The organism is Pseudonocardia xinjiangensis (assembly GCF_050948425.1).
In the GTDB taxonomy this organism is placed as follows: Bacteria; Actinomycetota; Actinomycetes; order Mycobacteriales; family Pseudonocardiaceae; genus Pseudonocardia; species Pseudonocardia xinjiangensis.
Map to the genome: position 1 here is coordinate 64,543 of NZ_CP192009.1, position 25,150 is coordinate 89,692.

A 25,150-nucleotide genomic window follows, 5' to 3' on the forward strand; every position below is an offset into this window, starting at 1 on the left:
GGCGCCCGAGCAGGCGGCCGATACCCTCCGCGCCGTGAGCAGAACTGGGCCCCGTCTCGTCGTCGCGGTGGGGCTGGCCGCCCTCGTGCTCGTGCTGACGGGGTGCGCGCAACCGGGCCAGCTGGGCCACCCCGCGCCCGAACCTCCGCCCCTGCCGGTCTCGTCCGCGACGGTGCATCCGGTGGCCCCCCCGCCACCCCGCGGACCCGACCCGATCACCGGCCGCGTCGAGGACCGGGTGACGATGCGGACCACCGGACCGGCCGTGTACTCGGTCGAGACCATCGTCCTGCGGCCCGGCGAGAACACCGGGTGGCACCGCCATCCCGGCACCGAGCTGGCGATCGTGCGGTCCGGCGAGGTCACGGTCCGGCGGGAGGGCGCCTGCCGGCCCACCCGCTACACGGCGGGCGAGGCCGTGTTCGTCGACGACGGTTCCCCTCACCTCGCGAGCAACGACGGCGCTGTGGCCGCCGAGATGGTGGTCACCCACCTCCTCGACCCCGGTGTGCCGGAGCGGAGCAGCGTCCCCCCGGCCTGCTGACGTCCACCCACCGGGGCCCGAAGTTGTGGGAAAGTGGAGGTTGCACGGGCCCGACTCACGACGGCGGGGATCATGGGTAGTAAGACGGTGGCTGGTGTCGACGGGCGGATGTGGTTGGTCCGCCGCAACATCGAGTGGTCGCTCCCGGCCACGGGGGACGACTTCGAACACGACGTCGACGGCGGCCGCGGGGCGGCGGTGCTCATCCTGTCGGCCCTGTTCTTCTTCTGGCTGGTGGTCATCGTGTGGGCGCCCGCGCAGGTGCACATACCGTGGTTCCTCTGGCTGGTCTTCGTCGCAGCGGTGCTGTTCTTCCCGGTGCGCTGGTACCTGCGCAGGCCGTGGACCGTCGTCGCCGAGACGGCGGGCAGCTACGACCTCCCCGCCGAACGGTGGACCGGGCTCGTCCGGGGCGGCTCGAAGTCCAAGGAGGAGCTGCGCATCGTGGTGCGCAGGCTGCGCACCCAGGGCACGCCGGGCCACGCCGACAGCCCCCTCCAGCCGGTGAACTAGCAGGCCCCCGATGCCCGAGCTGCCCGAGATCGAGGCGCTGGCCCACCACCTGCGTGAGCACGCGCTCTACCGGCCGGTCGCGCGTGTGGACGTGGCGAGCATGAGCGCCGTGAAGACGTTCGACCCGCCGGTGTCGGCGGTGGTCGGCCGGGTCGTCACCGGTGCCTCGCGCTACGGGAAGTTCCTCGCCGTCGAGTTCCTCGACCGGCCGGACGACCCGTTGCACCTGATCACGCACCTGTCCCGGGCCGGGTGGCTGCGCTGGCACGACTCGGCATCGGCCACCCCGCCGAAGCCGGGCAGGGGGCCGCTGGAGCTGCGCGTGCACCTCGACACCGTCGGCGGGCCCGGGTTCGACCTCACCGAGGCGGGCACGCAGAAACGCCTGTCGGTGTACCTCGTGCACGACCCGCAGGAGGTGCCCGGCATCGCGCGGCTCGGGCCCGACGCACTCGCGCTCACCCGCGACGAGTTCGCCGCGGTGCTCACCGGCCGCAGCGAGCGGCTCAAGACACTGCTCGTCGAGCAGCAGGCGATCGCCGGCATCGGCAACGCCTACAGCGACGAGATCCTGCACACCGCGAAGCTCTCGCCCTACGCCGCCTCCGGCCGGCTGAGGCCCGAGCAGATCGACGAGCTGTACGCGGCGATGCGCTCCGTGCTCACCGACGCCGTCGAGCGTTCCGTCGGCCAGGGCGCGGCCCAGCTCAAGGGGGAGAAGCGCTCGGGCCTGCGGGTGCACGCCCGCACCGGGATGCCGTGTCCGGTCTGCGGGGAGACGGTCCGGGAAGTCTCCTTCGCCAACAAGTCCTTCCAGTACTGTCCCGGCTGCCAGACCGGTGGCAAACCCCTCGCCGACCGGCGGCTGTCGCGGCTGGTGAGGTAGGTAGGAAGGTGAACGTGACCGAGCTGCTCGGCAGCTCCACGGCGCTGCTCATCGCCGGCGGCGTGATCGTGATCATGATCGTGCTGGTCGTGGTGCTGATCCTGCGCAACCGGCGCAACACCTTCGCCACTCCGCTCGAACGGGCCACCTTCGCCACCCTGCACACCGTCGCGCTCGCCGCTCCCGCACTCCGGGAGGGCCTGTCGCACAACTCGGCGGCGTTCGCCCTGCCCTACCTGCGTCAGCTGCTCGACACCTGCGCGCTGACGATGACCGACAACCGCGGCCAGACGCTCGCCTGGGACGGCGACGCCGACCAGCACGAGCCCGACGTGCGGGCGCTCGCCGACCAGGTGATCTCCACCGGCCGCCAGCAGGTGCTGTCCCACACGGCGATCATCTGCGACCACCCCGACTGCGTGGTGCGCGGCATCGTCGTGGTGCCGCTGGAGACCGACGGTGCGATCGTCGGCACGCTGGCCGCGCTCACCACGTCCACCGCAGGCCCGGTGCTGCTGCGGGCCACCGCCGAGGTCGCGCGGTACGTGTCGAGCCAGCTGGAGCTCGCCGAGCTCGACGAGTCGCGCGCCCGGCTCAACCGGGCCGAGGTCAGGGCGCTGCGGGCGCAGATCTCGCCGCACTTCGTCTACAACGCGCTCACCACGATCGCGTCGTTCATCCGCACCGACCCGGTGCGTGCCCGGGAGCTGCTGATCGAGTTCGCCGACTTCACCCGGTACTCGTTCCGCACCGCCGGGGAGTACACGACCCTGTCGGACGAGCTCACCAACATCGAGCGCTACATCCGGTTGGAGAAGGCCCGCTTCGGCAACCGGCTCAACATCAAGCTGCAGATCGCCCCCGAGGTGCTGTCCGTGGTGCTGCCCTTCCTCGCCCTCCAGCCGCTGGTGGAGAACGCCGTGCGGCACGGGCTGGCCAGCAAGCCCAACGGCGGCACCATCACGATCACGGCGGAGAACGCCGGAGCCGAGTGCGTGATCATCGTCGAGGACGACGGCATCGGGATGGATCCGGCGCGGCTCACCGACGACCTCGACGACGCCCACCAGTCCGGCGCGCACGTCGGTCTCGGCAACGTCGACGACCGGATGCGCTCCACGTTCGGGGACGACTTCGGGCTCGTGGTGGACACCGCGCCCGGAGCCGGCATGAAGATCACTCTCAGGGTCCCGAAGTTCCGCGCGGGCATCCGGGTCTGACCGCGTTCCCGCAGTACCGGCGGATCTCGATCTTGTTCGGCGCAGGTTTGCCCTACCGCGTAACGTGACCTGTATGGACGCGTTGCGCCTCCCCGATCGCCTGACCTCCCGCCTCCCGGGACGTCTCGGTGACCGAACGGACCGGCCGGTGGTGTCGATGGTCCGGCTGCACGGCGTGATCACGGCGACCACGGGCCCGGTGCCCCGTTCGGTGATCAACGCCAACGCGCTCGAGAAGACGCTCGAGCGCGCGTTCGCGCCGGAGCGGCTCGCCGCCGTCGCACTGCTGGTCAACTCTCCGGGTGGTTCGCCGACGCAGTCCGCGCTCGTGGCCGACCGGATCCGCGGCCTCGCCGAGGAGAAGGGCGTGCCGGTCCTCGCGTTCTGCGAGGACGTGGCGGCGTCCGGTGGCTACTGGCTGGCCTGCGCCGCCGACGAGATCTACGCCCACTCCACGTCGATCGTCGGGTCGATCGGGGTCATCAGCCAGGGTTTCGGGCTGCACAACCTGATCGAGCGATGGGGAGTGCAGCGCAGGCTCTACACCGCGGGCACCTCGAAGGCCAGGCTCGACCCGTTCCTCCCGGAGAAGCAGGAGGACGTCGACTGGCTGCGTGACCTGCAGGACGAGCTGCACGAGATCTTCAAGCAGTGGGTCACCACACGGCGCGGCGACCGCCTGAAGAGCGGGGCCGACATCTTCACCGGCGAGGTGTGGACGGGGGCACGCGCCGTCGAGATCGGGCTGGTCGACGGCCTGGGCACGGCTCGTGGCGTGCTGAGCGGACGCTTCCCCGACGCCGAGCTCGTGCCGGTGGAGGGACGCAGGCCGCTGCTCGCGCGGCTGGGTCTGGGTGCCGCCCCGGCGGCGGCCTGGACGCTCGGTGCCGACCAGCTGCTGGGTATCACACAGGCGGCCGAGATAAGAGCCACATGGGCACGGTACGGTTTGTAGCGCGGTGTGACCGGTCGATCCCGATTGGTGCTGGCCCCTGGCACTCACACGGAATCGCCGTCACCATGGTCGGCGGAGCCGGGGCGTGGTCGTCCCGGCCCTGGCGCGAGTCCCGGACACGCAGGATGAGGAGATCGTGGACAGCAACGACAGCTCCGGCGGCCTGGTCGTCCTCGCGGTGGATGACGAGGAACCGGCTCTCGAAGAACTGGCCTACCTCCTGAGCGAGGACTCCCGTGTCGGGATCGTGCTCAAGGCCTCCGATGCAACCGACGCCCTGCGCATCCTCAACAGCCGCCAGGGCGTGCGTGAGGCCGCCACGGCAGGCCAGGTGAGCCGAGGGCTCGCCAACCCGATGACAGGCACCCGCGTGGCGGAGCGCACCGACGTCGAGGTCGTCTTCCTCGACATCCGGATGCCCGGCCTCGACGGTCTCGAGCTGGCGCGCGTGTTCTCGTCGATGGCCGTCCCGCCGTCGGTCGTGTTCGTCACCGCCCACGACGACCGCGCCGTCGACGCCTACGAGGTGGGCGCGGTGGACTACCTCCTCAAGCCACTGCGTGCCGAGCGGCTCGCCGCCTCGATCGACCGCATCCTCGCCAACCGGGCCACCGGAGTGGCGGAGCCGGTGCGCGAGGAGGGCGGCGAGGACGAGGTCATCCCCGTCGAGCTCGCCGGCACCACCAAGCTCGTGCCGCGCTCGGCCGTGCGGTACGTCGAGGCGCAGGGTGACTACGCGCGGCTGCACACCCACGAGGGCAGCCACCTGGTCCGCATCCCGCTGTCGGTGCTCGAGGACCGCTGGCGTGACGCCGGCTTCGTGCGCATCCACCGCTCGTTCCTGGTGTCGCTCCCGCTGGTCACCGAGCTGCGGCTGTCGGGATCGGGCTACGTCGTGCGCGTCGGCAACGGCCCCGACTGCGCGGAGCTGCCGGTGAGCCGGCGCCACACCCGTGAGCTGAAGGACCGGCTCGTCCGCGCGACGAAACAGGCGTGGAGCCAGCGGTGACCACGTTCACCGACGGCGTCCCGCCGTCGGTGACACCCGAGCCCGGGGACGACCCAGGTCCCCCCGGGCCCGGGGCGGTGCGCCGCGAGGAGAGCTCGCCGGACGACCGCGAGCAGGAGTCCGCGGAGGACCGCGAGTACGACGACGCGCACATCGACGATACGGACCCGGACGACGCTGACCCCGATGACGACGGGACCGACGGCGGGGCCGGGTGGCTGCGCGACGAGATCCAGCGCCGTATCGCCGCCGGCCACTCGGCCACCGGGGGGCGGCACGCCCGCCGGGAGAGCGTCGACTCCACCGCCTCGTTCGGGTACGTGCCGCGCCACTCCGTGGCCACGCCCGGTCCCGGTGCGCCGCGGCCCGAGCCGGTCGGCGGCCCGGTCGCGTCCCGGCCCAGCGGACTGCTCCGGCGGGAGCGCACCGGTGACGACGGGATCTTCCCGCCGCTGGCCCCGGCCGCGTGGTCGCGTCCGCAGCAGCCGACCGGCCCCGACCCCGAGACGGACGTGGACGCCACCCGTCCTGGCCTGCCCGTTCTCCCGGCCACGGTGGACCTGGTCGCCGTCGCCCCCGCGCCTCCGGCGCCCGTCGAGCAGGCCACCGACCCGCCCGACGAGGCCGAGCCCGGCACGTCTCCCGGCGCCGGCACACCCGAAGCGCAGGCCGTCCCGGACCTGTTGGGCGACCCGCTGTTCACCGCGCGCACCCCGGCCCCCGGCTCCCGCACCCGCGGAACGTCCACCTCGGCGTCGGAGCAGAACGGCACCGACGAGGGGTCCGGCTCCACCGGGCCGGACGACGTCGACAGCAGGCGCGTGCGGGTGGTGCTCGCCGAGCGCAAGGGGGTGGCCCGGCCGGTCCGCACCGTGGTCGACATCCAGGAGGGCACGGGCGTCGGCGAGCTGCTGCGCAGCAACCTCATCGGTTCGCAGCTGGCCGTCGCGCTGCGGTTCGCCGTGTTCGCCGGGATCACCCTGGGCGTGCTCCCGGTGCTGTTCTACATCTTCCCCGAGATCGGCCGGATGGAGGTGCTCGGGCTGCGCGTGCCGTGGCTGCTGCTGGGCGTGCTCGTCTACCCGTTCCTGTTCGGGCTGGGTCTCTGGCACACGCGCACGGCTGAGCGGGTGGAGCAGAACTTCGCCGACCACGTGCAGGACTGAGCTCCGACCTTGAGCACGCCCGCGCTGGTCGCGCTGGTTGCGATCGCGCTCGTCGGCATCGCGTCCGCCGTGATCGGTTCGGTCGGTGTCCGGGTCGCGCGGAGCACGTCGGACTTCCTGGTCGCGTCGCGCACCGTCGGCACGGTGGCCAACGCCGGCGCGATCTCGGGCGAGTACCTGTCCGCCGCGTCCTTTCTCGGCATCGCGGGCCTGATCCTCCGCGAGGGGGCGGACGCGCTCTGGTACCCGATCGCGTTCGCCGCCGGCTACCTGGCGCTGGTGCTGTTCGTGGCGGCGCCGCTGCGCCGGTCGGGCGCGTACACCGTGCCGGACTTCGCCGAGGCCCGGCTCTCCTCGCCGGCCCTGCGCCGGGCGTGCACCACGTGCGTGCTGGTGATCGGCTGGCTGTACCTGCTGCCGCAGCTGCAGGGCGCAGGCCTCGCGCTCACCACGCTCACCACGCTCCCGGCCTGGAGCGGGGTCGCAGCGGCCGGAGTGATCGTCGTGCTGACGGTGATCGGGGGCGGCATGCGCTCCATCACGTTCGTGCAGGCCTTCCAGTACTGGCTCAAGTTCACCGCGCTGGCCGTGCCCGCCGTCGTCGTGCTGGGGTTCTTCCTGTCCGACGCCCGCACCTTCGACCGGGCGGCCCCGCCGAACTTCACCGCCGACACCACCGTGCAGGTACGCACGCCCGTCGTGCTGGAGGTGGCGGCGCGGGTCCGCCTCCAGGTGGACGGGGAGGTGAACGGCCGGCCCGTGCACGGCCGGGTGACGTGGGAACCGGGACGCTACGAGGTGGCGGCGGACACCAGCCTGGGGTTCGTCATCGGTTCGGCGGTGCCGACCGTGGTGGGGGCCCCGGCCACCGACCGGGCGTGGCTCGAGCCGATGTCCGGCAGCGCCCCCCACCAGCTGCTGGAGATCTACTCGATCCTCGTGGCCGGGTTCCTCGGCACGATGGGGATGCCGCACGTGCTGGTGCGCTTCTACACCAACCCGGACGGTCGGGCCGCCCGGCGCACCACGGTCGTCGTGCTGGCGATGATCGGGTCCTTCTACATGCTGGTGACCTTCATGGGGGCGCTGTCCCGGCTGTACACACCGCAGCTGCTGGTGAGCGGGCAGACCGACGCGGCGGTCCTGCTCGTCCCGACGGCGGTGCTCGGTGACGGCTGGGCCGGCTGGCTGCTGGGTGGCCTGGTGGCGGCCGGTGCGGCGGCAGCGTTCCTGGCCACCTCGTCAGGTCTCGTGGTGAGCCTGGCCGGGGTGGTGTTCACCGACCTGCTCAGGGGGCGCCTGCGGGACTTCCGGCTGGCGGCGCTCGTATCGGCGATCGTGCCGCTGCCGCTCGCCCTGTCGGTCACCCGGTTGGACTTCGCCCTGACGGTGCCGCTGGTGTTCGCGGTGGCCGCGTCGACGTTCTGCCCGCTGCTCGTGCTCGGGATCTGGTGGCGCGGGCTCACGGCGAGCGGAGCCCTCGCCGGGGTGCTGGTGGGCGGGGGGCTGTCCGGCCTCGCGGTCTGCCTCACCCTGTTCGCGACGGTGCCGTCCGGATGGGTGGGCGTGCTGCTGCTACGGCCGGCCGCGCTCACGGTGCCTGCCGCGTTCCTGACGATGGTCGTGGTGAGCATGCTGACGAGGGCGCAGATCCCGCCCGGCGTCGACGGCACGCTGCTGCGGCTGCACGCCCCGGAGCGGCTCGGTCTCTCCCACGACCGGCTCGACCCCCAGGCGTAGGGACTCCCGACCGACGGTCGCGGGCCCAACGGGACGGACCGGATGAACCGCCCGGCTCGCACAGGGATACGGTGAGCGGCGCGCCGAACACGATGTGGTAGAGCGACCACCGCGTTGACATAGTGGTGCGCGTGACGACGACCGGCCTGATCGCGCTCTTCGCCATGGGCCTCGTGGCACTGGCGTCGGCCGTGATCGGTTCGCTGGGCGTGCGGGTCGTCCGCAGCACCTCGGACTTCCTCGTGGCGTCGCGCACGGTGGGTGCCGCGGCGAACGCGGGTGCGATCTCGGGCGAGTACCTGTCGGCGGCGTCGTTCCTCGGGATCGCGGGGCTCATCCTGCGCGACGGGGTGGACGCGCTCTGGTACCCGGTCGGCTTCACGGCGGGTTACTTGGCACTCGTCATGTTCGTGGCAGCGCCGCTGCGCCGGTCGGGGGCCTACACGGTGCCCGACTTCGCGGAGGCCCGGCTGCGTTCGCCGGTGCTGCGCAAGGTCTGCACGGTGTTCGTGGTCGTCATCGGATGGCTCTACCTGCTGCCCCAGCTGCAGGGCGCGGGCCTCACCGTCGCCACGGTCACCGGGCTGCCGTCGTGGATCGGCGTCGTGGCGGCCGCGGTGGTCGTCGTCGCCACGGTGGTGCTGGGCGGCATGCGGTCCATCACGTTCGTGCAGGCGTTCCAGTACTGGCTCAAGCTCACCGCACTGGCGCTGCCCGCGGTCATCGCCCTGATCTTCTTCCTCAGCGACCAGCGCACCTTCGACCGGCCGGCCCCGCCGCAGTTCCAGGAGAACACCACCGTCGACATCCGGACGGACGTGGTGCTGGAGGTCGCGGTCCCGGTCAGCTTCACCGCCACGGGCGAGGTCGACGGCGTGCAGCGGGTCGACAGCCTCGTCCGCTGGGACGTCGGCACGCACACCGTCGAAGCGCCGGCGAAGCTCGACTTCCCCGGTGGTTCGCCGGTGCCGACGACGGTGGGCGCGCCCGCCTCGGACGAGAGCTGGCTGACCCCGTTCCCGGACGATCGCAACGACGGCCTGCTGGCCACCTACTCGCTGATCATCGCGCTGTTCCTGGGCACGATGGGTCTGCCGCACGTGCTGGTGCGCTTCTACACCAACCCCGACGGCCGGGCGGCCCGGCGCAGCGCGGTGGTCGTGCTGGCGCTGCTCGGCGGGTTCTACGGCGTGGTCACGCTGCTCGGTGCGCTGTCGCGGCTCTACACCCCCCAGCTACTGGTCAACGGGGACACCGACGCCGCCGTGCTGCTCCTGCCCACTGCCGTGCTGGGCAGCGGCTGGGCCGGAGCGCTGCTCGGCGGCCTGGTGGCGGCGGGTGCGTGGGCCGCGTTCCTGTCCACGTCGTCGGGCCTCGTCGTGAGCGTCGCCGGGGTGCTCTCCACCGACATCCTGGGCAGCAGCAGGGTGCGTGACTTCCGGATGTCCGCCGTCGTGGCCGGCGCGGTGCCGCTGGGGCTCTCGCTCGCGGTCACCCGCCTCGACTTCTCCGAGGCCGTCGCGCTGGTGTTCGCCGTGGCCGCGTCCACGTTCTGCCCGCTGCTCGTGCTGGGCGTCTGGTGGCGGGGGCTGACCGCTGTCGGCTCGATCGCCGGCGTGCTGGTGGGCGGGCTGGCCTCGGCCGGAGCGGTGGCGGTGAGCCTCTCGGGGTTCGGCGGGACGGGCTGGGTCGGGGTGCTGCTCTACCGGCCCGCGCTGGCCACCGTGCCCGCCGCGTTCCTCACGATGGTGGTGGTGAGCCGGTTGACGGCGAAGCAGCGGCCCACGGACGTCGACCAGGTGCTGCTCCGGCTGCACGCCCCGGAACGCCTCGGACTGACCAGGGACCGCCTCGAGGAGCGCGTGAAACGCGCAAGTGGTTGACGCCACACATACCAAAGCGCTAACAGTCGCGTGACTGCGCGGTCACATTTGTGACGCTGTGTCCATCATCGACCGCTCATTGACCGCTCGTCCTGGTGATTCGACCGCTGATCGGGACCTTGTCGCGCAACCGCGACGACCCTCGCGTTCACCCCACCGGAGTATTCCGACGAGCGAGTGTGACTGAACTATCGTTCGCTGCGTTGTGATACCCCGGATGGCGCGGCGGGACGCGGTGCGCAGCCGGATACGAGCGGGGAGGACGCCGTGAGCACGACAGGCGAGCGATCTACAGGCACCGTGTATGAACAGGTGCAGGCAAGTCCGGAGTTCGCCGACCTACGCCGCAGGCTACGGCGGTTCGTGTTCCCCATGAGCGTCGCCTTCCTGGCATGGTACTTGGCGTACGTGCTGCTCGCCTCGTACGCGCCGGGCTTCATGGCGATCAAGGTGCTGGGAAACATCAACATCGGCCTGATCATCGGCCTGCTGCAGTTCGTCAGCACCTTCGCCATCACCACCATCTACGTGCGGTACGCCAACAAGCACCTCGACCCGGCCGCCGAGAAGATCCGTCAGCAGATCGAGGGCGCAGAATGAACATGGACATCGCGCAGGCACCTGCCCCGCCTGCCGCCACCGCCGTCGGCGACGTCGGCCTGAACATCGGCATCTTCCTCGCCTTCGTCGCCGTCACCCTGGTGTTCGTCTACCGGGCGAGCCGCACCAACAAGACGGCGTCCGACTACTACGCAGCAGGCCGTGCCTTCACCGGACCGCAGAACGGCGTGGCGATCGCGGGCGACTACCTCTCCGCGGCCTCCTTCCTCGGCATCGCCGGAGCCATCGCGCTCAACGGCTACGACGGCTTCCTCTACTCGATCGGCTTCCTGGTGGCGTGGCTCGTCGCGCTGCTGCTGGTGGCCGAACTGCTCCGCAACACCGGCAAGTTCACGATGGGCGACGTCCTCGCGTTCCGCATGCGGCAGCGGCCCGTGCGTGCCGCGGCGGCCACGTCCACGCTCGTCGTGTCGTTCTTCTACCTGCTCGCGCAGATGGCGGGCGCGGGCGGCCTGATCGCCCTGCTGCTGCAGATCCCCACCAGCAACCGCGTCGGCCAGGGCGCCGTGATCGCCATCGTCGGCATCCTGATGATCGTCTACGTGCTCGTGGGCGGCATGAAGGGCACCACGTACGTCCAGATCATCAAGGCCGTGCTGCTGATCATCGGCGCCGCGGTCATGACGGTCTGGGTGCTCGGCATCGCCGGCTTCAACCTGTCGGCCCTGCTCGGTGACGCCGCCGCGGCCAGCCCGAAGGGCGACGCGGTGCTCGCACCGGGCCTGCAGTACACCAACCCGATCGACCTCGTGTCGCTCGGACTCGCGCTGGTGCTCGGCACCGCGGGCCTTCCGCACATCCTGATGCGGTTCTACACGGTGCCCTCGTCGAAGGAGGCCCGCCGCTCGGTGGTGTGGGCCATCTGGTTGATCGGACTGTTCTACCTGTTCACGCTGGTGCTGGGCTACGGCGCGGCGGCGCTCCTGCCGCCGGGCACCATCACCAGCGCCACCCAGAACAACGCGGCGCCGCTCCTGGCCTACCAGCTCGGCGGCGAGGTCCTGCTCGGCATCATCTCGGCCGTCGCGTTCGCGACGATCCTCGCGGTGGTGGCCGGTCTGACGATCACCGCGTCGGCATCGTTCGCCCACGACGTCTACGCCAGCGTGATCAAGCGCGGGCAGGCCTCGCCGGACGCCGAGGTCCGGGTCGCCCGCATCACCGCGCTGGTGATCGGGGTCGTCGCCATCATCGGCGGCATCATCGCCAACGGGCAGAACATCGCCTTCCTGGTGGCGCTGGCCTTCGCGGTCGCGGCGTCGGCCAACCTGCCGACGATCCTCTACTCGCTGTTCTGGAAGAAGTTCAACACCACCGGCGCGCTGTTCAGCATCTACGGCGGCCTGGCGATCTGCATCATCCTGATCGTCTTCTCGCCCGCGGTGTCGGGCAAGCCGGTCAACGCGGCCACCGGCCGCAGCGCCTCGATGCTCCAGGGCGTGGACTTCCACTGGTTCCCGCTGGACAACCCGGGCCTGGTCTCGATCCCGGCGTCGTTCCTCCTGGGCGTCATCGGCACCTACATCGGTGGCAGGCGGCCCGTCGAGGAGGGCAAGTTCGCGGAGATGGAGGTCCGGTCGCTCACCGGCGCCGGCTCCGAGAAGGCGATCGCGCACTAGTACAGCCGACACGCGTCCGGTAGCTGTACCGAACGGGGCGGGCCCACGGGCCCGCCCCGTTTCGCGTGTCAGCAGATCGTGACGATCCGGCGGGAGTGCACGGCCGTGGCCCATCCGCTCTGCGGAACGACGGCGCTCCACCAGCGGTACCCCTGCTCGTCCACGAACGGGTCGTGCTGCGGCTCGGTGGGTAGCGCGTGGAACACCGCGGACGCGAAACGGTCCGCGTTCGTCGGCCACGCTCCCGAGCCCGGATCGACGTCCAGGCGGAACCGGGCGGCGAGCTTGTGGGCGCCCACCCGGTACCTGAGGTAGAGCGCCAGGTCGATGCTGACCCAGGTCTCGTCGATGATCGGCGAAGACGTCTCGACACCGCAGCGGTGGACGCGTCGCGCCACGGACACCGCCCACTGCCCGGTCACACCGGCGTAGTCCACGAGATCCGACCGTAGTGGTGTCGGCACCCGATCGGGTCATCGTTGTCGCGTTCGCTGACCGGATCGTCACGTAGGCCCGTGGCAGGATGACACTCATGACTGGTCCAGCCGTCCCGGCGGTTCCCGTGGCGGATCTGCCGCCCGACGCAGCGCTGCTCGACGTCCGGGAGAACGACGAATGGGAAGCCGGCCACGCCCCCGGCGCCCGGCACCTGCCGATGTCCGAGCTCACGGCGCGTCTCGACGAGCTTCCCGACGACGACCCGCTCTACGTCGTGTGCCGCGCCGGTGGGCGTTCCGCCCGGGTGGTCGCCTACCTGGCCGGGCAGGGCTACCCGGCGGTGAACGTCGACGGGGGCATGCAGACGTGGGCCGCACAGGGCCGTGAGGTCGTCACCGACAGCGGCAACCCGCCAGAGATCATCTAGCCGCCGTGCCCCCGTCCGCGCCCTCACCAGGGGTGGCCCGGCTCGGGCCGCCCTGCCCGCGGTGCGGTCGGCGGGCACCGGCGGAGGGCGGCCCGTTCTGCCCGTACTGCGGCCGCTACCTCGCCGCGCTGCGGTGGGTGGCCGAGCCCCCGCCGTCCGCCGCTCCGGCCGCCCCTGCGCGGGTCCGCGTGCGCTACAGCGGGCCACCCCGGTACCGCACGCTGCCCCGCTGGGGGTTTCCGCCGCGACGCTGGGAGCCACCGGAGCCGGCCACGCCGACGCCCGATCCACTGCACGGCGCCCGCTCGACCTTCGGCACCCTGGTGCCGCTGCTGTGGGCCACCGTCGCGGTGGCGCTGCTCGCGGCAGGCGCCGAGGTGTGGCGCTACGTCCTGCTGCTGGCCAGCCGGGACAACGCGCTGTCCGCAGGCGAGGTGGCCGCATCGGACGCCCTCGTCGGATCCGCCGGCACGGTCTCGCCCATCCTCACCGTGGCGGCCGGTGTGCTGCTGATCCTCTGGAGCGTGCGCGCGTCGCGCGCCGCGGCCGACCGGGCGGGCGTCCGCCCGTCCCGTTCCCCCCGCATGGTCGTGCTCGGCTGGCTGGTGCCCGGGCTCAACCTCACCGTGCCGGGCTCGGTGCTCAGTGAGATCGAACACTGTGCGCTGGGCCTGCCCGTGGACCAGCGGCCCCGCCCGTCCCGGCTGCTGCTGGTCTGGTGGGCCCTCTGGGCCGCCGGCGTGGTGCTCTCCGCCGTGGTGCTCCTGTGGTCGCTGCGTACCGGCGTGCAGGCCCGCGCCGACGGGGTCGTGCTGCATGCCGTCCTCGACCTGCTCGCGGCCGTCACCGCGGGCGTCACGGCCCGGCTCGTCACGCGGCTCACCAGGCTGCTGGCTCCGGCCCGGCCGCGGCGCCGGGAGCTGCTGCTGAGCGTCAGACCGCCAGCCGCAGCTCGCGCAGCCCGCGCATGACGAAGTCCGGGCGGCGGCTGGGTTCGGCGGCCAGCGCCATCCCGGGCAGGCGGGTCCGCAGCGCGTCGAGCGCCGCGGCCACCTCCAGCCGGGCCAGCGGGGCACCGAGGCAGTAGTGCACCCCGGCGCCGAAGCCGAGGTGCGGGTTGCGGCGCCTGCCCACGTCCAGCTCGTCCGGCCGGTCGAACGCCCGGGGATCCCGCGCCGCCGCGCCGAGCAGTGCGGCGATCTTCGTGCCGGCCGGCACCGGGTGGCCGGCGACGGTCGTGTCCACCACGGCGGTGCGCTCGAAGAGCTGGAGCGGCGGGTCGTAGCGGATCAGCTCCTCAACGGCCGTGGCGTCGAGTCCCGGATCACCCACCAGCCGCTGCCACTGCACGGGGTGGCGCAACAGCGCCAGCACCCCGTTCCCGATCACGTTCACGGTGGCCTCGTGGCCGGCCATCAGGAGCAACGCCGCGGTGCCGACCAGCTCGTCCGCCTCGACATCGGCCTCGACCAGGTCGGTGACCAGGTCGTCGCCCGGGTGGGCCCTGCGGTGCGCGACGAGCCCGCGCAGCGCGTCCACGAAGTCGGCGGCAGCCTGCTCGGCCGCGCGCCTGCGGTGCTCGCCCGGGTCCGGCTCGTACATGGTGACGATGGCGCCCGACCAGCCGCGCAGCGCGGAGCGTTCCGGCTCCGGAACCCCGAGCAGCTCCGCGATCACCTCCACCGGGAGCCTGGCCGCCACGGTGGACATCAGGTCGGCACTCCCGTCGGCGTCGATCCGCTCGGCGAGCTCGTCGACCAGCCGGCCGGCCAGGCCGCGCACCCACGGCTCCAGCCGGGCCGCGTGGCCGCGGTTGAACGCGCCCGCCACCAGAACGCGCAGCCGGTCGTGCGCTGGCCCCTCCCGCTCGAGCAGCGAGTTGCGGTGCAGGAGGTTGAACGCCGGGAAGTCGGCGGCGGGCTCGGCGTCGGCCCAGATCCGGCCGAGGTCACGGCTGCGGAGCAGCTCCGAGCAGGCACCGTGCGACACCGCCACCGGTGTGCCGAGCAGGGCATGGGCATGCACCGGGCCGAGCGCGCGCAGCGCGGCGAAGGCGGGGTAGGGATCGGCGAGGAAGTGCGGATCGACCGGGTCGAACGGATGCAGCAGAACCTCCAGGGGCCACCGGCGGTCGAGGACCCGCCGGCGGGCAGTACCGTATCGCCCCGGCGGGCAGCGACCCCTCCGCGGCAGCGGTGAGGGTCGGCACGGCGTACCGACAATGTCGAGTCGTACCCGATAGCGTCTGGGGAACCATGGCCAAGAAGACACGTGTGCGTACGCGCGAGGGCGCCTCCCAGCACAGCGCGAGCGGCGAGAACCCCCGCCGGCCCTGCCCCTGCGGTTCCGGCAAGCGCTACAAGGCCTGCCACGGAGCGGGTGACGACGTCATCGTCCTGCGACCGTTCGAAGGTCTGGCGGCGGAGTCGGACCTGGTGGCGATGCGGGAGTTCCTGCCGTCGGCCACCGCGCCGCTACCGTTGCGCCAACCCCTCGACGTGCCGGTGACCATCGTGACCGTGCTGCCCGGGGCGTCCGCCGCGCTGGTCCGTCCCGACCGGTCGATCATGCTGGGGATGCAGGTGCAGACCCGCTCCGGAGACCTGTCGGCCGACCTCGGCAAGGCGCTGCGCTGGGCGCAGAGCGCAGAACCGGGCAGCGCGCTGCCCGTCGTCGGGCCGGGAATCGGCGACGGCGACCCCGTCCGGCTCCAGGACGTGCTCGAACCCGGGGCCACCCTCGACCTCACGCTGCACCCCGACTTCAGCTGGTGGGTCGTGCCGTCCGAGGACGGCGCCGAGCCCGCGGCCGACGTCACCGCGGCAATCGAGCGCGCCAACGCCGTCATCCTGCCGACGGAGGCGGTGCTCGCCGACGGCGTGCGGTCCGCCTACTGGGTCGACACCGGCACCAAGGCACACCTGCGCTGGGTGCGTCCGGAGCCCGAGGAGAAGCTGCTCGCGGCACTCGCCCGGCTGCAGGCCCGTGGCGAGCTCGCCCTCACCGACGAGGCTCGCTTCGCCGGCGTCTTCCGTGCCCACGGGCTGCTGGTTCCGGTCTGGGACCTCGACCGGGAGCTGCACCCCAAGGAGTGGGCCGACCCCGTGGCCGCGTTCGCCGCCCGGCTCGACGCCGCACTCGCCGAGGACGCCCCGCTGTCCGACGCCGAGCGCCGCGCCCGGGACGCGCTCGCCGGGAAGCAGATCACGCTCCGATAGCCAGGGACGAGGGCGCGGCCGGTGGTTACCGGCCGGTCATATGCTGCGACGCATGGGACTTCTCGACGGAAAGGTCGTCATCGTCACCGGCGCCGGTCGCGGCATCGGGCGCGGTGAGGCGCTGGAGTGCGCGGCTCAGGGAGCCGCTGTGGTGGTGGCCGAGTTCGACAAGGACGCAGGCGAGGCGGTGGCCGGGGAGATCACCGAGGCGGGCGGCCGGGCCGTGGCCGCGGGCGGGGACGTCGCCGACGCCGCGGTGGCCGACTCGCTCGTCGCCACCGCCGTCGAGCGGTTCGGTGCCCTCGACGCGCTGGTCAACAACGCCGGGATCCTGCGCGACCGGACCGTCGCCAAGCTCTCCGACGACGACTGGGACGCCGTCGTCCGCGTGCACCTGCGCGGCCACTTCATGCCCACCCGGGCCGCTGTCCGCTACTGGCGTGAGGCGAAGCGGCCAGGGCACGTCGTACACACGTCGTCGACGTCGGGGCTGCTCGGCAACTTCGGCCAGGGCAACTACGGCGCGGCGAAGGCAGGCATCGCCGCGTTCTCCACGATCGTCGCCATGGAGGGGGCGCGCAGCGGGATCACGAGCAACGCCATCGCCCCGACCGCCCTCACCCGGATGACGCTCGACCTGATGCCCGAGGAGTTCCGCTCCCGGCGCGAGGCCTCCATCGAACGCGGCGAGTTCGACTTCTTCGCTCCGGAGAACGTCGCCCCGCTGGTGGCGTTCCTCTGCTCGGACGCCTCGAGCCACATCAGCGGCAAGGTGTTCGGCGTGCAGGGCGACAGTGTCGAGATCTTCCAGCCGTTCACCAGCGTCGCCGAGATCAAGAACCACGGGAAGCGCTGGGACCCGGAGGACCTGCCGGGGCGGATCGACGAGCTCTTCGACGTCGCGGGCGTGCAGCCCGGCGCGGAGAACATGATGCAGCGGATGCGCTACCAGATCCTGGCCGAGCACTAGCGCCCCCGGCGCCCCCCCGGATTGCAGCAAAGCCACTTTGACGCAACCTGCTGGCATGAAAGTGGCTTTGCTGCAACGGGCCGGAGGCACCTACGGCAGCCAGCTCACCTTGCCGGCCAGGAGGGCGTAGCCCGTGAAGGCGACCACGTCGATGAGGGTGTGGGCACCGACGAGCGCCCACAGGCGGTTGGTGCGCTGCCAGATCCGGCCGAACACCAGCCCCATCACCAGGTTGCCGATGAACCCGCCGAGGCCCTGGTAGAGGTGGTAGCTCCCGCGCAGGAGCGCCTGGACCACCAGTGAGCGGTTCTCCGACCAGCCGAGCTGGCGCAGGCGGGTGATCAGGTAGCCGATCATCACCACCTCCTCGGCCCAGGCGTTGGCCCCGGCGGAGAGGATGAGGACCGGCACCCGCCACCACGTGTCGCCGAGCGTGGACGGCTGCACCGTGAGGCTCACCCCGAGCGCCTGCGCCACCAGGTAGAGACCGAGTCCGGGCACGCCGATGAGCGCGGCCAGCCCGGCCGCCCCGAGCGCGTCCCGGCCGGGGCGGCGGCGGTCCAGGCCGACGTCGCGGAGCGCGATGCCCGCCCGGATCAGCAGGTAGGCACCCAGCGCCCCCCAGCCCACGAGCTGCAGCACCCGCGTGAGCTGCAGTGCCAGGTCGACCAGGTTCGCCTGGGCCTCCGGGGCGTTGAGCGCCACCTGTTGCTGGTTCAGCGGCACCGGCTGCAGAACGGCGTCGAGCAGGCTCAGGAGGCTGCGCAATGCGGACAGCCCGAGCGTCACCGTCAGGACGACGAGCACCTCGGTGCCGACGAGGCGCCGGGTGCGCGGGTCGGTGATCGGAGCGGCCACGGGCGACGGCGGCGAGAGCCACTGCCGCGCTGTCGTCGAGCGGAGGCTGGACACGATCGCGGACGGTACCCGGCAGGTACGCTGGTCCCGTGCGACAGCTGGCCTTCTCCCCCCGCTGGATGCTGTGGCACGTGCTGACCCTGGGTGCCATGGTCACATGTGGCTTCCTCTCGGCATGGCAGTGGCACCGCGCCGGATCCGCGATGGGGTCCGTGCTGAACGTCGGCTACGGCCTGCAGTGGCCGCTGTTCGCCATCTTCTTCGCCGCGATGTGGTGGCGGATGCTCAAGATGGAGTCGGCGCGGCTGGCGGAGGAGGAGTCGGCGGCCGACGCCGTTGCGCCCGCCGAGGAGGACGTCGTCGACCCCGACGTCGAGCGCCTCCGCGACGCCGGACCGAGGGTGGTGACGTCGGGCGCGCCCTCGCCGTTCGGACCTCGACCCGTGTCGGTCCGGTCGCCTCTCATCGACGAGGACGACCAGGAGATGGCGGAGTACAACCGGATGCTGGCCCAGCTGGCCGCCCGCGACGCCGCTGACTGACCCCATACGAACCGCGAAGGACGTCCGTGTCGATCGAGACCGCTTTACGGAACTACCGGGTGGCCGCCTGGATCACCGGAGTGGGCCTGCTCGTGCTCGTGCTGGTGGCGATGCCGCTCAAGTACTTCTTCGGTCAGCCGCAGCTCGTCGCCGTGGTCGGCATGATGCACGGCTTCCTGTACATGGCTTACATCGTCCTCACGCTGCTGCTGGCCGAGCGCTGCAGGTGGAAGCCGCTGGACGCGCTGCTCATCCTGATCGCGGGCACCGTTCCGTTCGCGTCGTTCGTGGCCGAGCGCCGGGTGACCCAGCGGGTGCGGCTGGGGCGCTCACCCGTCAGCTAGCGTCGGCCGCGCTCGCGCCGGTGCCCTGGAAGGGGCAGCCGACCAGTAGCCCCATCTGCACCCGCAGCTCGTCGACCGTGGTGGCGGGCTCCCGCCACGCCAGCCGGACGTCGTGGTCGGTCCCGCTGGTCGTGTCGCCGGCCGGCCCTTCCACCCGCAGTCGCAGGCCACAGCGGTCCACCCCGAGCGGACGGATCCGCGCGCCGCGCAGCTCGCGCAGCCGTGGCGGCAGGTGCCGGGCCAGCGCGATGAGCACCTCGGGGTGCGCCTCCTCGAGGTGGGCGAGCCAGTGCTGCTCGTAGCGGCAGAAGGGGTCGGGGCGGGCGCCCGCCAGCTCGACGGGCGCGAGCGCGGCGCTGCCCTCGGCGTCGGACAGCACGGCGGAGCCGGGATCGAGGCGCACCAGCGTGGCGCCGTGCCCGAGCTGCAACAGCTCGGGATGCGGCCGAACGTCGGCGACCTGTAGCGCGACCCGCCGGGCGGCCTCGGGATCGGGCAGCCAGAGCCTGCCGGTGACCCAGAGCAGCGCGCGCACCGGCTCGCGGAGATCGACCGGCGCGTGGTCGGCGAGCTCGAGCATCGCGGCGAACTCGGCGCCGGGGGCCTTCCGGATGCGGTCGACGACCGGGTCGTCGTCGGCGAGGAGCAGCACCGCGGACCCGTCGGCCCGCACGTGGTGCACCAGTGGGGCCGTCCGTGGTGCGCCGGTGCCGACCAGGAAGGCCGAGCCACCCCGGGCGACCACGCTGCGGGCGCGCTCCGCGTCGGTGGGGGCCGGTGGACGCCGCAGCCGGATGGATGCCAACGAAGTCACCTCCGAGATTAGGTGAGCCTAAGCTATCGTCAGGCCTTCGACGATGTCCAGCACGCGGGAACCGGCAGCCGTTGTGAACCGCCGCGAGGCGACCCGTTAGCGTCTTGAACCGTGACGACGGCGGCAGGTGTTAACCCCTGGGCCATCCCACCGCTCTTCGCCCAGCTGGTCGACGACACCAGCCTGTTGCAACCGCGCTCGGTTGCACCCGGCGTCGACCAGGTGGTCTCGCGGTATGTCAGCGCCAGGGACGGCCGCTACGGCGGCCTGGTCGGGCAGCTCGTCTGCCCGGTCTCGCGGTTGCCGGCACTCGTCGCCGAGCTGGCGCGATCGGTTCCGGGCCGGCCCATCGAGCTGTCACTGGTCGTGGACACCGGCCTCGGTGCGGTACCGAAGGCGCTGTCCACCGTCTTCTCCCGATCGAACCTGGTCACCCCGCGCACCGTCGAGACCGCCGCACCGCCCGATGTCGATGCGGTGTGGCTGGAGCGCGTGGCCGAGTTCGTGCCTGAGGACGTCGTCGCGGTCGTCGAGCCCCGCAGGCCGTCGATCGCGGAGCCGGTGGGTACCGGCGCGTGGCTGGAGGCCGTCCGTCGGGTGGCCGAGCACGGCTGCGCGCCGAAGCTGCGCTGTGGCGGCCCACGCGCATCCGACGTCCCGTCGGTCACCGACATCGAGAACTTCGTGCGCGTCGTGGTCGAGGCGGGTCGCGGGTTCACCACGCTCGGGCTGCGGCACGTCGTCCGCACCGAGAGCCCCTCGGCTCCGGCCCAGCACGGCCTGCTCAACCTGCTCGTCGCCGTGTCGAGGGCCCTGTCCGGTGGTGACGTCCGCACGGCGCTGGAGAGCACCGACGCCGCCGCGCTCGCCGGGGAGATCGGTGCGCTCTCCGAGCCGGCCGTCACCGCCGTGAGGGGCCTGCTGTCACGGTGTGGCGCCGACCCGGAGCCCGTGCCCGCTGCGCAGCTCGCCGGTCTGGGTCTCCTGGCCTGAGCCGCGTTGTTCCTGGTCGGGGGAGCACGGCTCGGGTTCGTGGGCAGCCGGCCGGTGCCGGTCACCGCAACCAGGCTCGGGTGGCTGCTGCCCTCCCCGTAGCATGGTCTTCCGTGCCCAGACTCGCGTTCCTCGGACCGCGTGCCACGTTCACCGAACAGGCGCTGCGGACGCTCCCCGAGTCCGCCGACGCCGAGCTGGTGCCCTGCGCCGGCAGTCCGGCTGTGCTGGCCGCCGTCCGTGACGGTTCCGTCGATGCCGGCTGTGTCCCGATCGAGAACACCGTGGAGGGGGCCGTGCCGGCGGTGCTGGACGGCCTCGTCGCCGATCCGCCGCTGGTGATCATCCGCGAGGCCGTGGTGAACGTCAGCTTCGCGGTGATGGTCCGGCCGGGCACCCGGGCCGCGGACATCCGCACGGTCGCCTCCCACACCCACGCCATCGCGCAGACACGCGGCTGGATCGCCGCCAACCTGCCCGACGCCGACGTGCTGCTGTCCACCTCCACGGCGGAGGCCGCGGCCCAGGTGGCGCGCGGGGAGTTCGACGCGGCCGTGGCCGCCCCGCTCGCGGCGCAGCAGCACGGGCTCGAGGTGTTCGCCGACGACATCGCCGACAACCCCGGTGCCGTCACCCGCTTCGCGCTCGTCGCGCCCCCCGGACCGCCACCGGCTCCCACCGGCCACGACCGCACCACGCTGGCCGCCACCACCGAGAACCGGCCCGGCGCACTGCTGGGCCTGCTCACCGAGCTCGCGGTGCGGGGCATCGACCTGACCAGGATCGAGTCCCGGCCCATCAAGGACCGGCACGCCGAGTACTGGTTCCACCTCGACTGCTCGGGCCACGTCGCGGAGCCGGCCATGGGGGAGGCGCTGGCCGCACTGCACCGCCGGTGCGACCAGGTCCGGTTCCTCGGGTCGTACCCGCGCGCCGGCAACGGCGCTCCCCGGCCCGTTGGCCACGGCACTCCGGCGGTTCCGATCGGCAGCGCGGACGTGGTGGACTACGCCGCGGCCGAGGAGTGGCTGGCCGGGCTACGCGCCGGAAAGCTCGCATGAGCCCCGGACCCCTGCGGTTGGTGCTCGTCCGGCACGGGCAGACCGACGCCAACGTGCGCCGTGAGCTCGACTCGGTACCTCCCGGTGCCCCGCTCAACGAGCTGGGGCTCGCCCAGGCCGATGCGGCGGGAGAGCGGCTGGCCACCCACCCGGTCACGTCGGTGCATGCCTCGCGCGCCACGCGTGCCCAGCAGACGGCCGCCCCGATCGCCGCCGCGCACGGGCTGGACGTCACCGTGCACGACGGCGTGCACGAGGTGTTCGTCGGCGATCTGGAGGGCCGGTCGGACCGGGAGGCCCGCGAACACTTCGACACCGTCTACGCGGCGTGGTGGACCGGCGACCTCGACGCGCACCTGCCCGGCGGTGAGTCGGCCCACGACCTGCGCGCCCGCTACCTGCCGGTGGTGGAGCGGATCACGGACGGCGTCCACGGCGACGTGGTGCTCGTCAGTCACGGGGCGGCGATCCGGCTGGCGGCCGCAGCGCTGCTCGGCGACACCGCCGAGACGCTCTACGTGCCGAACACCGGCCTCGTGGTGCTGGTCGCCGATCCCGCGGCACCCAGCGGCTGGGCGCTCGACCACTGGGACAGTGCCGTGCCCGTCCCGGGCGACGTCACCGCGGGAGGTACCCCCCGCTGACCCTCCCGGGCGGGCTGGGCTGCTCGTCAGCCCCAGCCCAGCTCGTGGAGTGTCTCCTCGTCGATCCCGAAGTGGTGGGCGACCTCGTGCACCACGGTGACCGCCACCTCGTGCACCACCTCGTCGACGTCGTCGCACACGTCGAGGATCGCGTCCTGGTAGATCGTGATCCGGTCCGGCAGCACACCGCCGTAGTCCGACATCCGCTCGGTGAGCGCAATCCCCTCGTAGAGCCCCAGCAGCTCGGGCTCCTCGGGGTTGCGCTCCTCCACCAGCACCACGACGTTGTCCATCGCGGCGGTCAGCTGCGGCGGGATGGCGTCGAGCGCGTCAGCCACCGCCTCCTCGAACCGCCGCCGCGTCATCTCCACCGGCGGGAGGCTGTCACGCCCCGTTGCCGGACGCGTTACCCGGGTTGGCATCGGGCGGGGACGGCGGCGTCGGCGGTGTCGGGGGCGCCGGCGGAGTCGGCGGGGCCGTCGGGACCGAGGTCGATCCCGCAGGCGGCTGTGCCGGATCGGTGCCGGGCGGCGCGTCCCCGTTGGATGCGGGCGGCTGCTCGGCGGGCGGTCCGTCGGTCGGCTCGGCCCCGGCGGTGGGGTCGGCGGGGGCGGGAACGCCCGGTCCCGGGGTCTGCGTCGCCGGGGGCGCGGGCTCGTCGCCCACCACCACGTCGCCGCGGACGGGCCCGGTGACGGGAGCGAAGCCGCTCCGGTCGGGCAGCAGGGCCGCCAGGTTGCAGTTGACCTTCCGGGTGCCCGCCTTCCAGGACTCCTCGGTGAGGTTGTCCCAGTACACGGTGAGCTTCTTGGCCGCGATCACATCGCTGCCGCCCGCGTAGTCGTTGGCGATCTTCCCGCACTCCGGCTGCAGGTACGCGTCCTGGTCGCCGACGGCGGGGAAGTCGCCGGGGAACTTCTGGGACAGGTCCACGATCCCGACCGTCTCCACGGCGTGCGGCCCTGCGCAGTCCACCGGGTCACCGATGGTGCGCCCGTCGATGGCGAGGCAGGTGCCGGGGTCGTGCACCGCCGACTGGTCGGAGGTGGCGGCGCGCCCGGCCAGCGGGTACAGCGCCCCGGAGCGCGACGCGCTCTGCAGCCCGCAGCGCAGCTCCCGGTCGCCCTGGTTCCACTTCGTCGGCGAGGGCTTCAGCGCGCCCACCCGGTAGCGGCCGTCGGGGTCGAACTTGCCGCCCATGTAGTCGAGTACGAGCTGGCTGCACCGCTCGTTGACGAGCTGGCGCCACTGCCGGTCGTCGGGCAGCGCGACCTGGTCGGCGAGGGTCACCGAGCCGGCCTGCTCGAACAGGTGCGGCTGCGCGCAGTCGACCACCCGGGTGTCGGCGGCGTCGGGGCGGGACCAGGTGAGGCAGGTGCCGGGCGTGGACGGCGGGGCCGGCACCTCGACGACGTCCGGCTCGTCCGCTGCGCCGGGCAGGGCCGCGAGGGACCCGAGCACGGGCACCGTGGCGCCGGCGAACGTGTCGAGCGTGGCCACCCCGAACATCGTCAGCGCGCCGATGAGGACGCCCGTGACGATCCGGCGCGCAGGCACCTGCTTCGAGGAGCGGGGGGCGCCTGCGGCGGCCGGCGGTGGCGGCCGGTCGGCCGGGGTGCGTGGGGGCGGCGGCTGGGGGGTGCCGTGGCGTCCGCTGCGACGGGGAGCGGCGTCGCCCGTGGACGGCACCGGCGGCCGGGGCGGAACCGGCGGCTGCGGCGGAACCGGCGGCTGCGGCGGAACGGCCGGGCGCCCGGGGTTCCACGAGGGTGCGACGCGCGTACCGCCGGAGTTGCGGGGAGCTGCGGGACGCACGCCACCAGCGCCATGGGTGGCGGGCCGGTGGGGAGCGGCGAGGAGTCGGTCCATGTCGGCCGTCATCATGCCGTTACCTCTGGTGGGACCAAGCGGTCGGACCGGACTGCGCGACCATCGGTCGTCGGCGTGCTGCGAGCGTCAGCGTTTGCCGGTTGACGTGCTCCCGGTACGGTTTCGCCCGCAGGGGTGCCTGCGAACGGCCGACGAGCGCAGCCGAGGGGGATCGCGTGTCAACGGACGACAACCGACCCGGCGGCGACGGGCCTGCCGAGGAGCAGCCCGGCGATCACCGCGAGCCGTCCACCGGACGGATGCGCTTCCAGGACGAGTCGACCACACCGCGTGAGCCCACGCTCGCCGAGCGTCGCGCGCGGGAGCAGGCGGCGCGCCGCGAGGAGGAGGCGGAGCGCCAGCAGGCCGCGGACGCCGAGCGGTCGCGCAAGAAGCGCAAGCGCATCCTCGTCGGGGCGGGCGCCACGGTCGGGATCGTTGCGCTCATCGCCATCGGCTACCAGGTGGCGCAGCCCGACGACGAGGTGCAGGCCCGCTGCGTCGACGAGGAGACGAACGTCGTCGTCGACGACGCCAACTGCGCGACGCCTGCCAACAACAGTGGCGGCTACTACGGCGGTGGCGGGATCGTCCCGTACCCGATCTTCATCGGGGGCGGCGGCCGCCAGTACCGCTACAACTACGGCGGCAGCGGCAACATCGGCCAACCAGTGGCAGGCGGCACCGCGACGGTGCCGAAGGGTGGCACCCGCGTCACCACCCCGTCGGGGAAGAGCGTCGCGGGATCGTCGGGTAGCGGCTCGGTGTCGCGCGGCGGTTTCGGCGTCTCGAACAGCGGCTCCAGCGGCTCGTAGA

At 72.6% G+C, this 25,150-nt stretch carries 27 protein-coding genes; 21 read left to right on the plus strand and 6 right to left on the minus strand.

What is annotated here, in order from left to right; translation table 11 throughout:
* Window positions 1-34 precede the first annotated feature (34 nt).
* The 11 genes from ACQPZA_RS00320 to ACQPZA_RS00370 all read left to right on the plus strand — a co-directional run bounded on the left by ACQPZA_RS00320 (window position 35) and on the right by ACQPZA_RS00370 (window position 12,156).
* The gene (locus ACQPZA_RS00320; RefSeq protein ID WP_433277359.1) at window positions 35-544 is read left to right on the plus strand and encodes a cupin domain-containing protein; all 510 of its coding nucleotides are present in this window, start codon (window positions 35-37) and stop codon (window positions 542-544) included.
* A gap of 72 nt (window positions 545-616) precedes the next feature.
* Entirely contained in the window at window positions 617-1,057 is a 441-nt protein-coding gene (locus ACQPZA_RS00325; RefSeq protein WP_169399048.1) for a hypothetical protein, read from the plus strand.
* Window positions 1,058-1,067: 10 nt separating this feature from the next.
* Window positions 1,068-1,943, plus strand: a complete 876-nt coding sequence (locus ACQPZA_RS00330) for an Fpg/Nei family DNA glycosylase (protein WP_169399049.1) — start codon at window positions 1,068-1,070, stop codon at window positions 1,941-1,943.
* 14 nt (window positions 1,944-1,957) lie between these two features.
* Complete coding sequence (locus ACQPZA_RS00335) at window positions 1,958-3,163, plus strand: sensor histidine kinase (protein ID WP_312859429.1); 1,206 nt, start codon at window positions 1,958-1,960, stop codon at window positions 3,161-3,163.
* Between the two features lie 82 nt (window positions 3,164-3,245).
* On the plus strand, window positions 3,246-4,118 hold the full coding sequence (locus ACQPZA_RS00340) for a S49 family peptidase (protein ID WP_169399066.1): 873 nt from the start codon (window positions 3,246-3,248) through the stop codon (window positions 4,116-4,118).
* A gap of 136 nt (window positions 4,119-4,254) precedes the next feature.
* Complete coding sequence (locus tag ACQPZA_RS00345) at window positions 4,255-5,127, plus strand: LytR/AlgR family response regulator transcription factor (protein WP_169399050.1); 873 nt, start codon at window positions 4,255-4,257, stop codon at window positions 5,125-5,127.
* The gene (locus ACQPZA_RS00350) at window positions 5,124-6,293 is read left to right on the plus strand and encodes a hypothetical protein (RefSeq protein ID WP_433277362.1); all 1,170 of its coding nucleotides are present in this window, start codon (window positions 5,124-5,126) and stop codon (window positions 6,291-6,293) included. Before ACQPZA_RS00345 ends, ACQPZA_RS00350 begins: the two co-directional genes overlap by 4 nt.
* A gap of 9 nt (window positions 6,294-6,302) precedes the next feature.
* Entirely contained in the window at window positions 6,303-8,033 is a 1,731-nt protein-coding gene (locus ACQPZA_RS00355; protein ID WP_433277364.1) for a cation acetate symporter, read from the plus strand.
* A 131-nt stretch (window positions 8,034-8,164) separates the two neighbouring features.
* Entirely contained in the window at window positions 8,165-9,916 is a 1,752-nt protein-coding gene (locus tag ACQPZA_RS00360; RefSeq protein ID WP_433277366.1) for a cation acetate symporter, read from the plus strand.
* A 267-nt stretch (window positions 9,917-10,183) separates the two neighbouring features.
* Complete coding sequence (locus ACQPZA_RS00365) at window positions 10,184-10,516, plus strand: DUF485 domain-containing protein (protein ID WP_169399052.1); 333 nt, start codon at window positions 10,184-10,186, stop codon at window positions 10,514-10,516.
* 2 nt (window positions 10,517-10,518) lie between these two features.
* Window positions 10,519-12,156, plus strand: coding sequence for a solute symporter family protein (locus tag ACQPZA_RS00370; protein ID WP_246267438.1), 1,638 nt, complete (start codon window positions 10,519-10,521; stop codon window positions 12,154-12,156).
* A 68-nt stretch (window positions 12,157-12,224) separates the two neighbouring features.
* Here the strand turns inward: ACQPZA_RS00370 and ACQPZA_RS00375 are convergent, their stop codons facing one another.
* Complete coding sequence (locus tag ACQPZA_RS00375; RefSeq protein ID WP_169399054.1) at window positions 12,225-12,593, minus strand: hypothetical protein; 369 nt, start codon at window positions 12,591-12,593, stop codon at window positions 12,225-12,227.
* A gap of 95 nt (window positions 12,594-12,688) precedes the next feature.
* Between ACQPZA_RS00375 and ACQPZA_RS00380 the strand changes: the two genes are divergently transcribed.
* Together ACQPZA_RS00380 and ACQPZA_RS00385 are read left to right on the plus strand one after the other, a co-directional pair.
* Window positions 12,689-13,021, plus strand: coding sequence for a rhodanese-like domain-containing protein (locus ACQPZA_RS00380; protein WP_433277368.1), 333 nt, complete (start codon window positions 12,689-12,691; stop codon window positions 13,019-13,021).
* A 5-nt stretch (window positions 13,022-13,026) separates the two neighbouring features.
* Window positions 13,027-13,992: a DUF4328 domain-containing protein gene (locus ACQPZA_RS00385; protein ID WP_433277370.1), complete on the plus strand. Its 966-nt coding sequence runs from the start codon at window positions 13,027-13,029 to the stop codon at window positions 13,990-13,992.
* Here the strand turns inward: ACQPZA_RS00385 and ACQPZA_RS00390 are convergent.
* Entirely contained in the window at window positions 13,955-15,127 is a 1,173-nt protein-coding gene (locus tag ACQPZA_RS00390) for a cytochrome P450 (RefSeq protein WP_433283153.1), read from the minus strand. The genes ACQPZA_RS00385 and ACQPZA_RS00390 overlap by 38 nt on opposite strands.
* Before the next feature lie 149 nt (window positions 15,128-15,276).
* Here ACQPZA_RS00390 and ACQPZA_RS00395 point away from each other — a divergent pair, with 149 nt between their 5' ends.
* On the plus strand, window positions 15,277-16,239 hold the full coding sequence (locus ACQPZA_RS00395) for a DUF5926 family protein (RefSeq protein WP_433277372.1): 963 nt from the start codon (window positions 15,277-15,279) through the stop codon (window positions 16,237-16,239).
* Between the two features lie 52 nt (window positions 16,240-16,291).
* Window positions 16,292-17,209, plus strand: coding sequence for an SDR family NAD(P)-dependent oxidoreductase (locus ACQPZA_RS00400; RefSeq protein WP_211174966.1), 918 nt, complete (start codon window positions 16,292-16,294; stop codon window positions 17,207-17,209).
* Window positions 17,210-17,299: 90 nt separating this feature from the next.
* Here the strand turns inward: ACQPZA_RS00400 and ACQPZA_RS00405 are convergent, their stop codons facing one another.
* Window positions 17,300-18,121: a CPBP family intramembrane glutamic endopeptidase gene (locus ACQPZA_RS00405; protein WP_433277374.1), complete on the minus strand. Its 822-nt coding sequence runs from the start codon at window positions 18,119-18,121 to the stop codon at window positions 17,300-17,302.
* A 35-nt stretch (window positions 18,122-18,156) separates the two neighbouring features.
* Between ACQPZA_RS00405 and ACQPZA_RS00410 the strand changes: the two genes are divergently transcribed.
* Both ACQPZA_RS00410 and ACQPZA_RS00415 read left to right on the plus strand, forming a co-directional pair.
* Window positions 18,157-18,609 (plus strand): hypothetical protein, encoded by a 453-nt coding sequence (locus ACQPZA_RS00410; RefSeq protein WP_433277376.1) that lies wholly within the window; start codon window positions 18,157-18,159, stop codon window positions 18,607-18,609.
* Between the two features lie 26 nt (window positions 18,610-18,635).
* Complete coding sequence (locus tag ACQPZA_RS00415; protein WP_312859431.1) at window positions 18,636-18,953, plus strand: DUF3817 domain-containing protein; 318 nt, start codon at window positions 18,636-18,638, stop codon at window positions 18,951-18,953.
* Here ACQPZA_RS00415 and ACQPZA_RS00420 read toward each other — a convergent pair.
* Window positions 18,946-19,758, minus strand: coding sequence for a DUF2470 domain-containing protein (locus tag ACQPZA_RS00420; protein ID WP_433277378.1), 813 nt, complete (start codon window positions 19,756-19,758; stop codon window positions 18,946-18,948). The genes ACQPZA_RS00415 and ACQPZA_RS00420 overlap by 8 nt on opposite strands.
* 120 nt (window positions 19,759-19,878) lie before the next feature.
* On the opposite strand from ACQPZA_RS00420, the gene ACQPZA_RS00425 reads away from it, so the two are divergent.
* The 3 genes from ACQPZA_RS00425 to ACQPZA_RS00435 all read left to right on the plus strand — a co-directional run bounded on the left by ACQPZA_RS00425 (window position 19,879) and on the right by ACQPZA_RS00435 (window position 22,465).
* Window positions 19,879-20,760, plus strand: a complete 882-nt coding sequence (locus ACQPZA_RS00425; protein ID WP_169399062.1) for a hypothetical protein — start codon at window positions 19,879-19,881, stop codon at window positions 20,758-20,760.
* 113 nt (window positions 20,761-20,873) lie between these two features.
* A complete protein-coding gene (gene pheA / locus ACQPZA_RS00430; protein ID WP_433277380.1) occupies window positions 20,874-21,821 on the plus strand; it encodes a prephenate dehydratase in 948 nt (315 codons plus the stop codon).
* An 11-nt stretch (window positions 21,822-21,832) separates the two neighbouring features.
* Window positions 21,833-22,465, plus strand: a complete 633-nt coding sequence (locus tag ACQPZA_RS00435) for a histidine phosphatase family protein (protein WP_433283155.1) — start codon at window positions 21,833-21,835, stop codon at window positions 22,463-22,465.
* A 26-nt stretch (window positions 22,466-22,491) separates the two neighbouring features.
* Here the strand turns inward: ACQPZA_RS00435 and ACQPZA_RS00440 are convergent, their stop codons facing one another.
* Both ACQPZA_RS00440 and ACQPZA_RS00445 read right to left on the minus strand, forming a co-directional pair.
* Window positions 22,492-22,830, minus strand: coding sequence for a metallopeptidase family protein (locus tag ACQPZA_RS00440; protein ID WP_433283157.1), 339 nt, complete (start codon window positions 22,828-22,830; stop codon window positions 22,492-22,494).
* 19 nt (window positions 22,831-22,849) lie between these two features.
* Window positions 22,850-24,349 (minus strand): septum formation family protein, encoded by a 1,500-nt coding sequence (locus ACQPZA_RS00445; protein WP_433277382.1) that lies wholly within the window; start codon window positions 24,347-24,349, stop codon window positions 22,850-22,852.
* A 161-nt stretch (window positions 24,350-24,510) separates the two neighbouring features.
* On the opposite strand from ACQPZA_RS00445, the gene ACQPZA_RS00450 reads away from it, so the two are divergent.
* A complete protein-coding gene (locus ACQPZA_RS00450; RefSeq protein ID WP_433277384.1) occupies window positions 24,511-25,149 on the plus strand; it encodes a hypothetical protein in 639 nt (212 codons plus the stop codon).
* Window position 25,150: the final 1 nt, after the last annotated feature.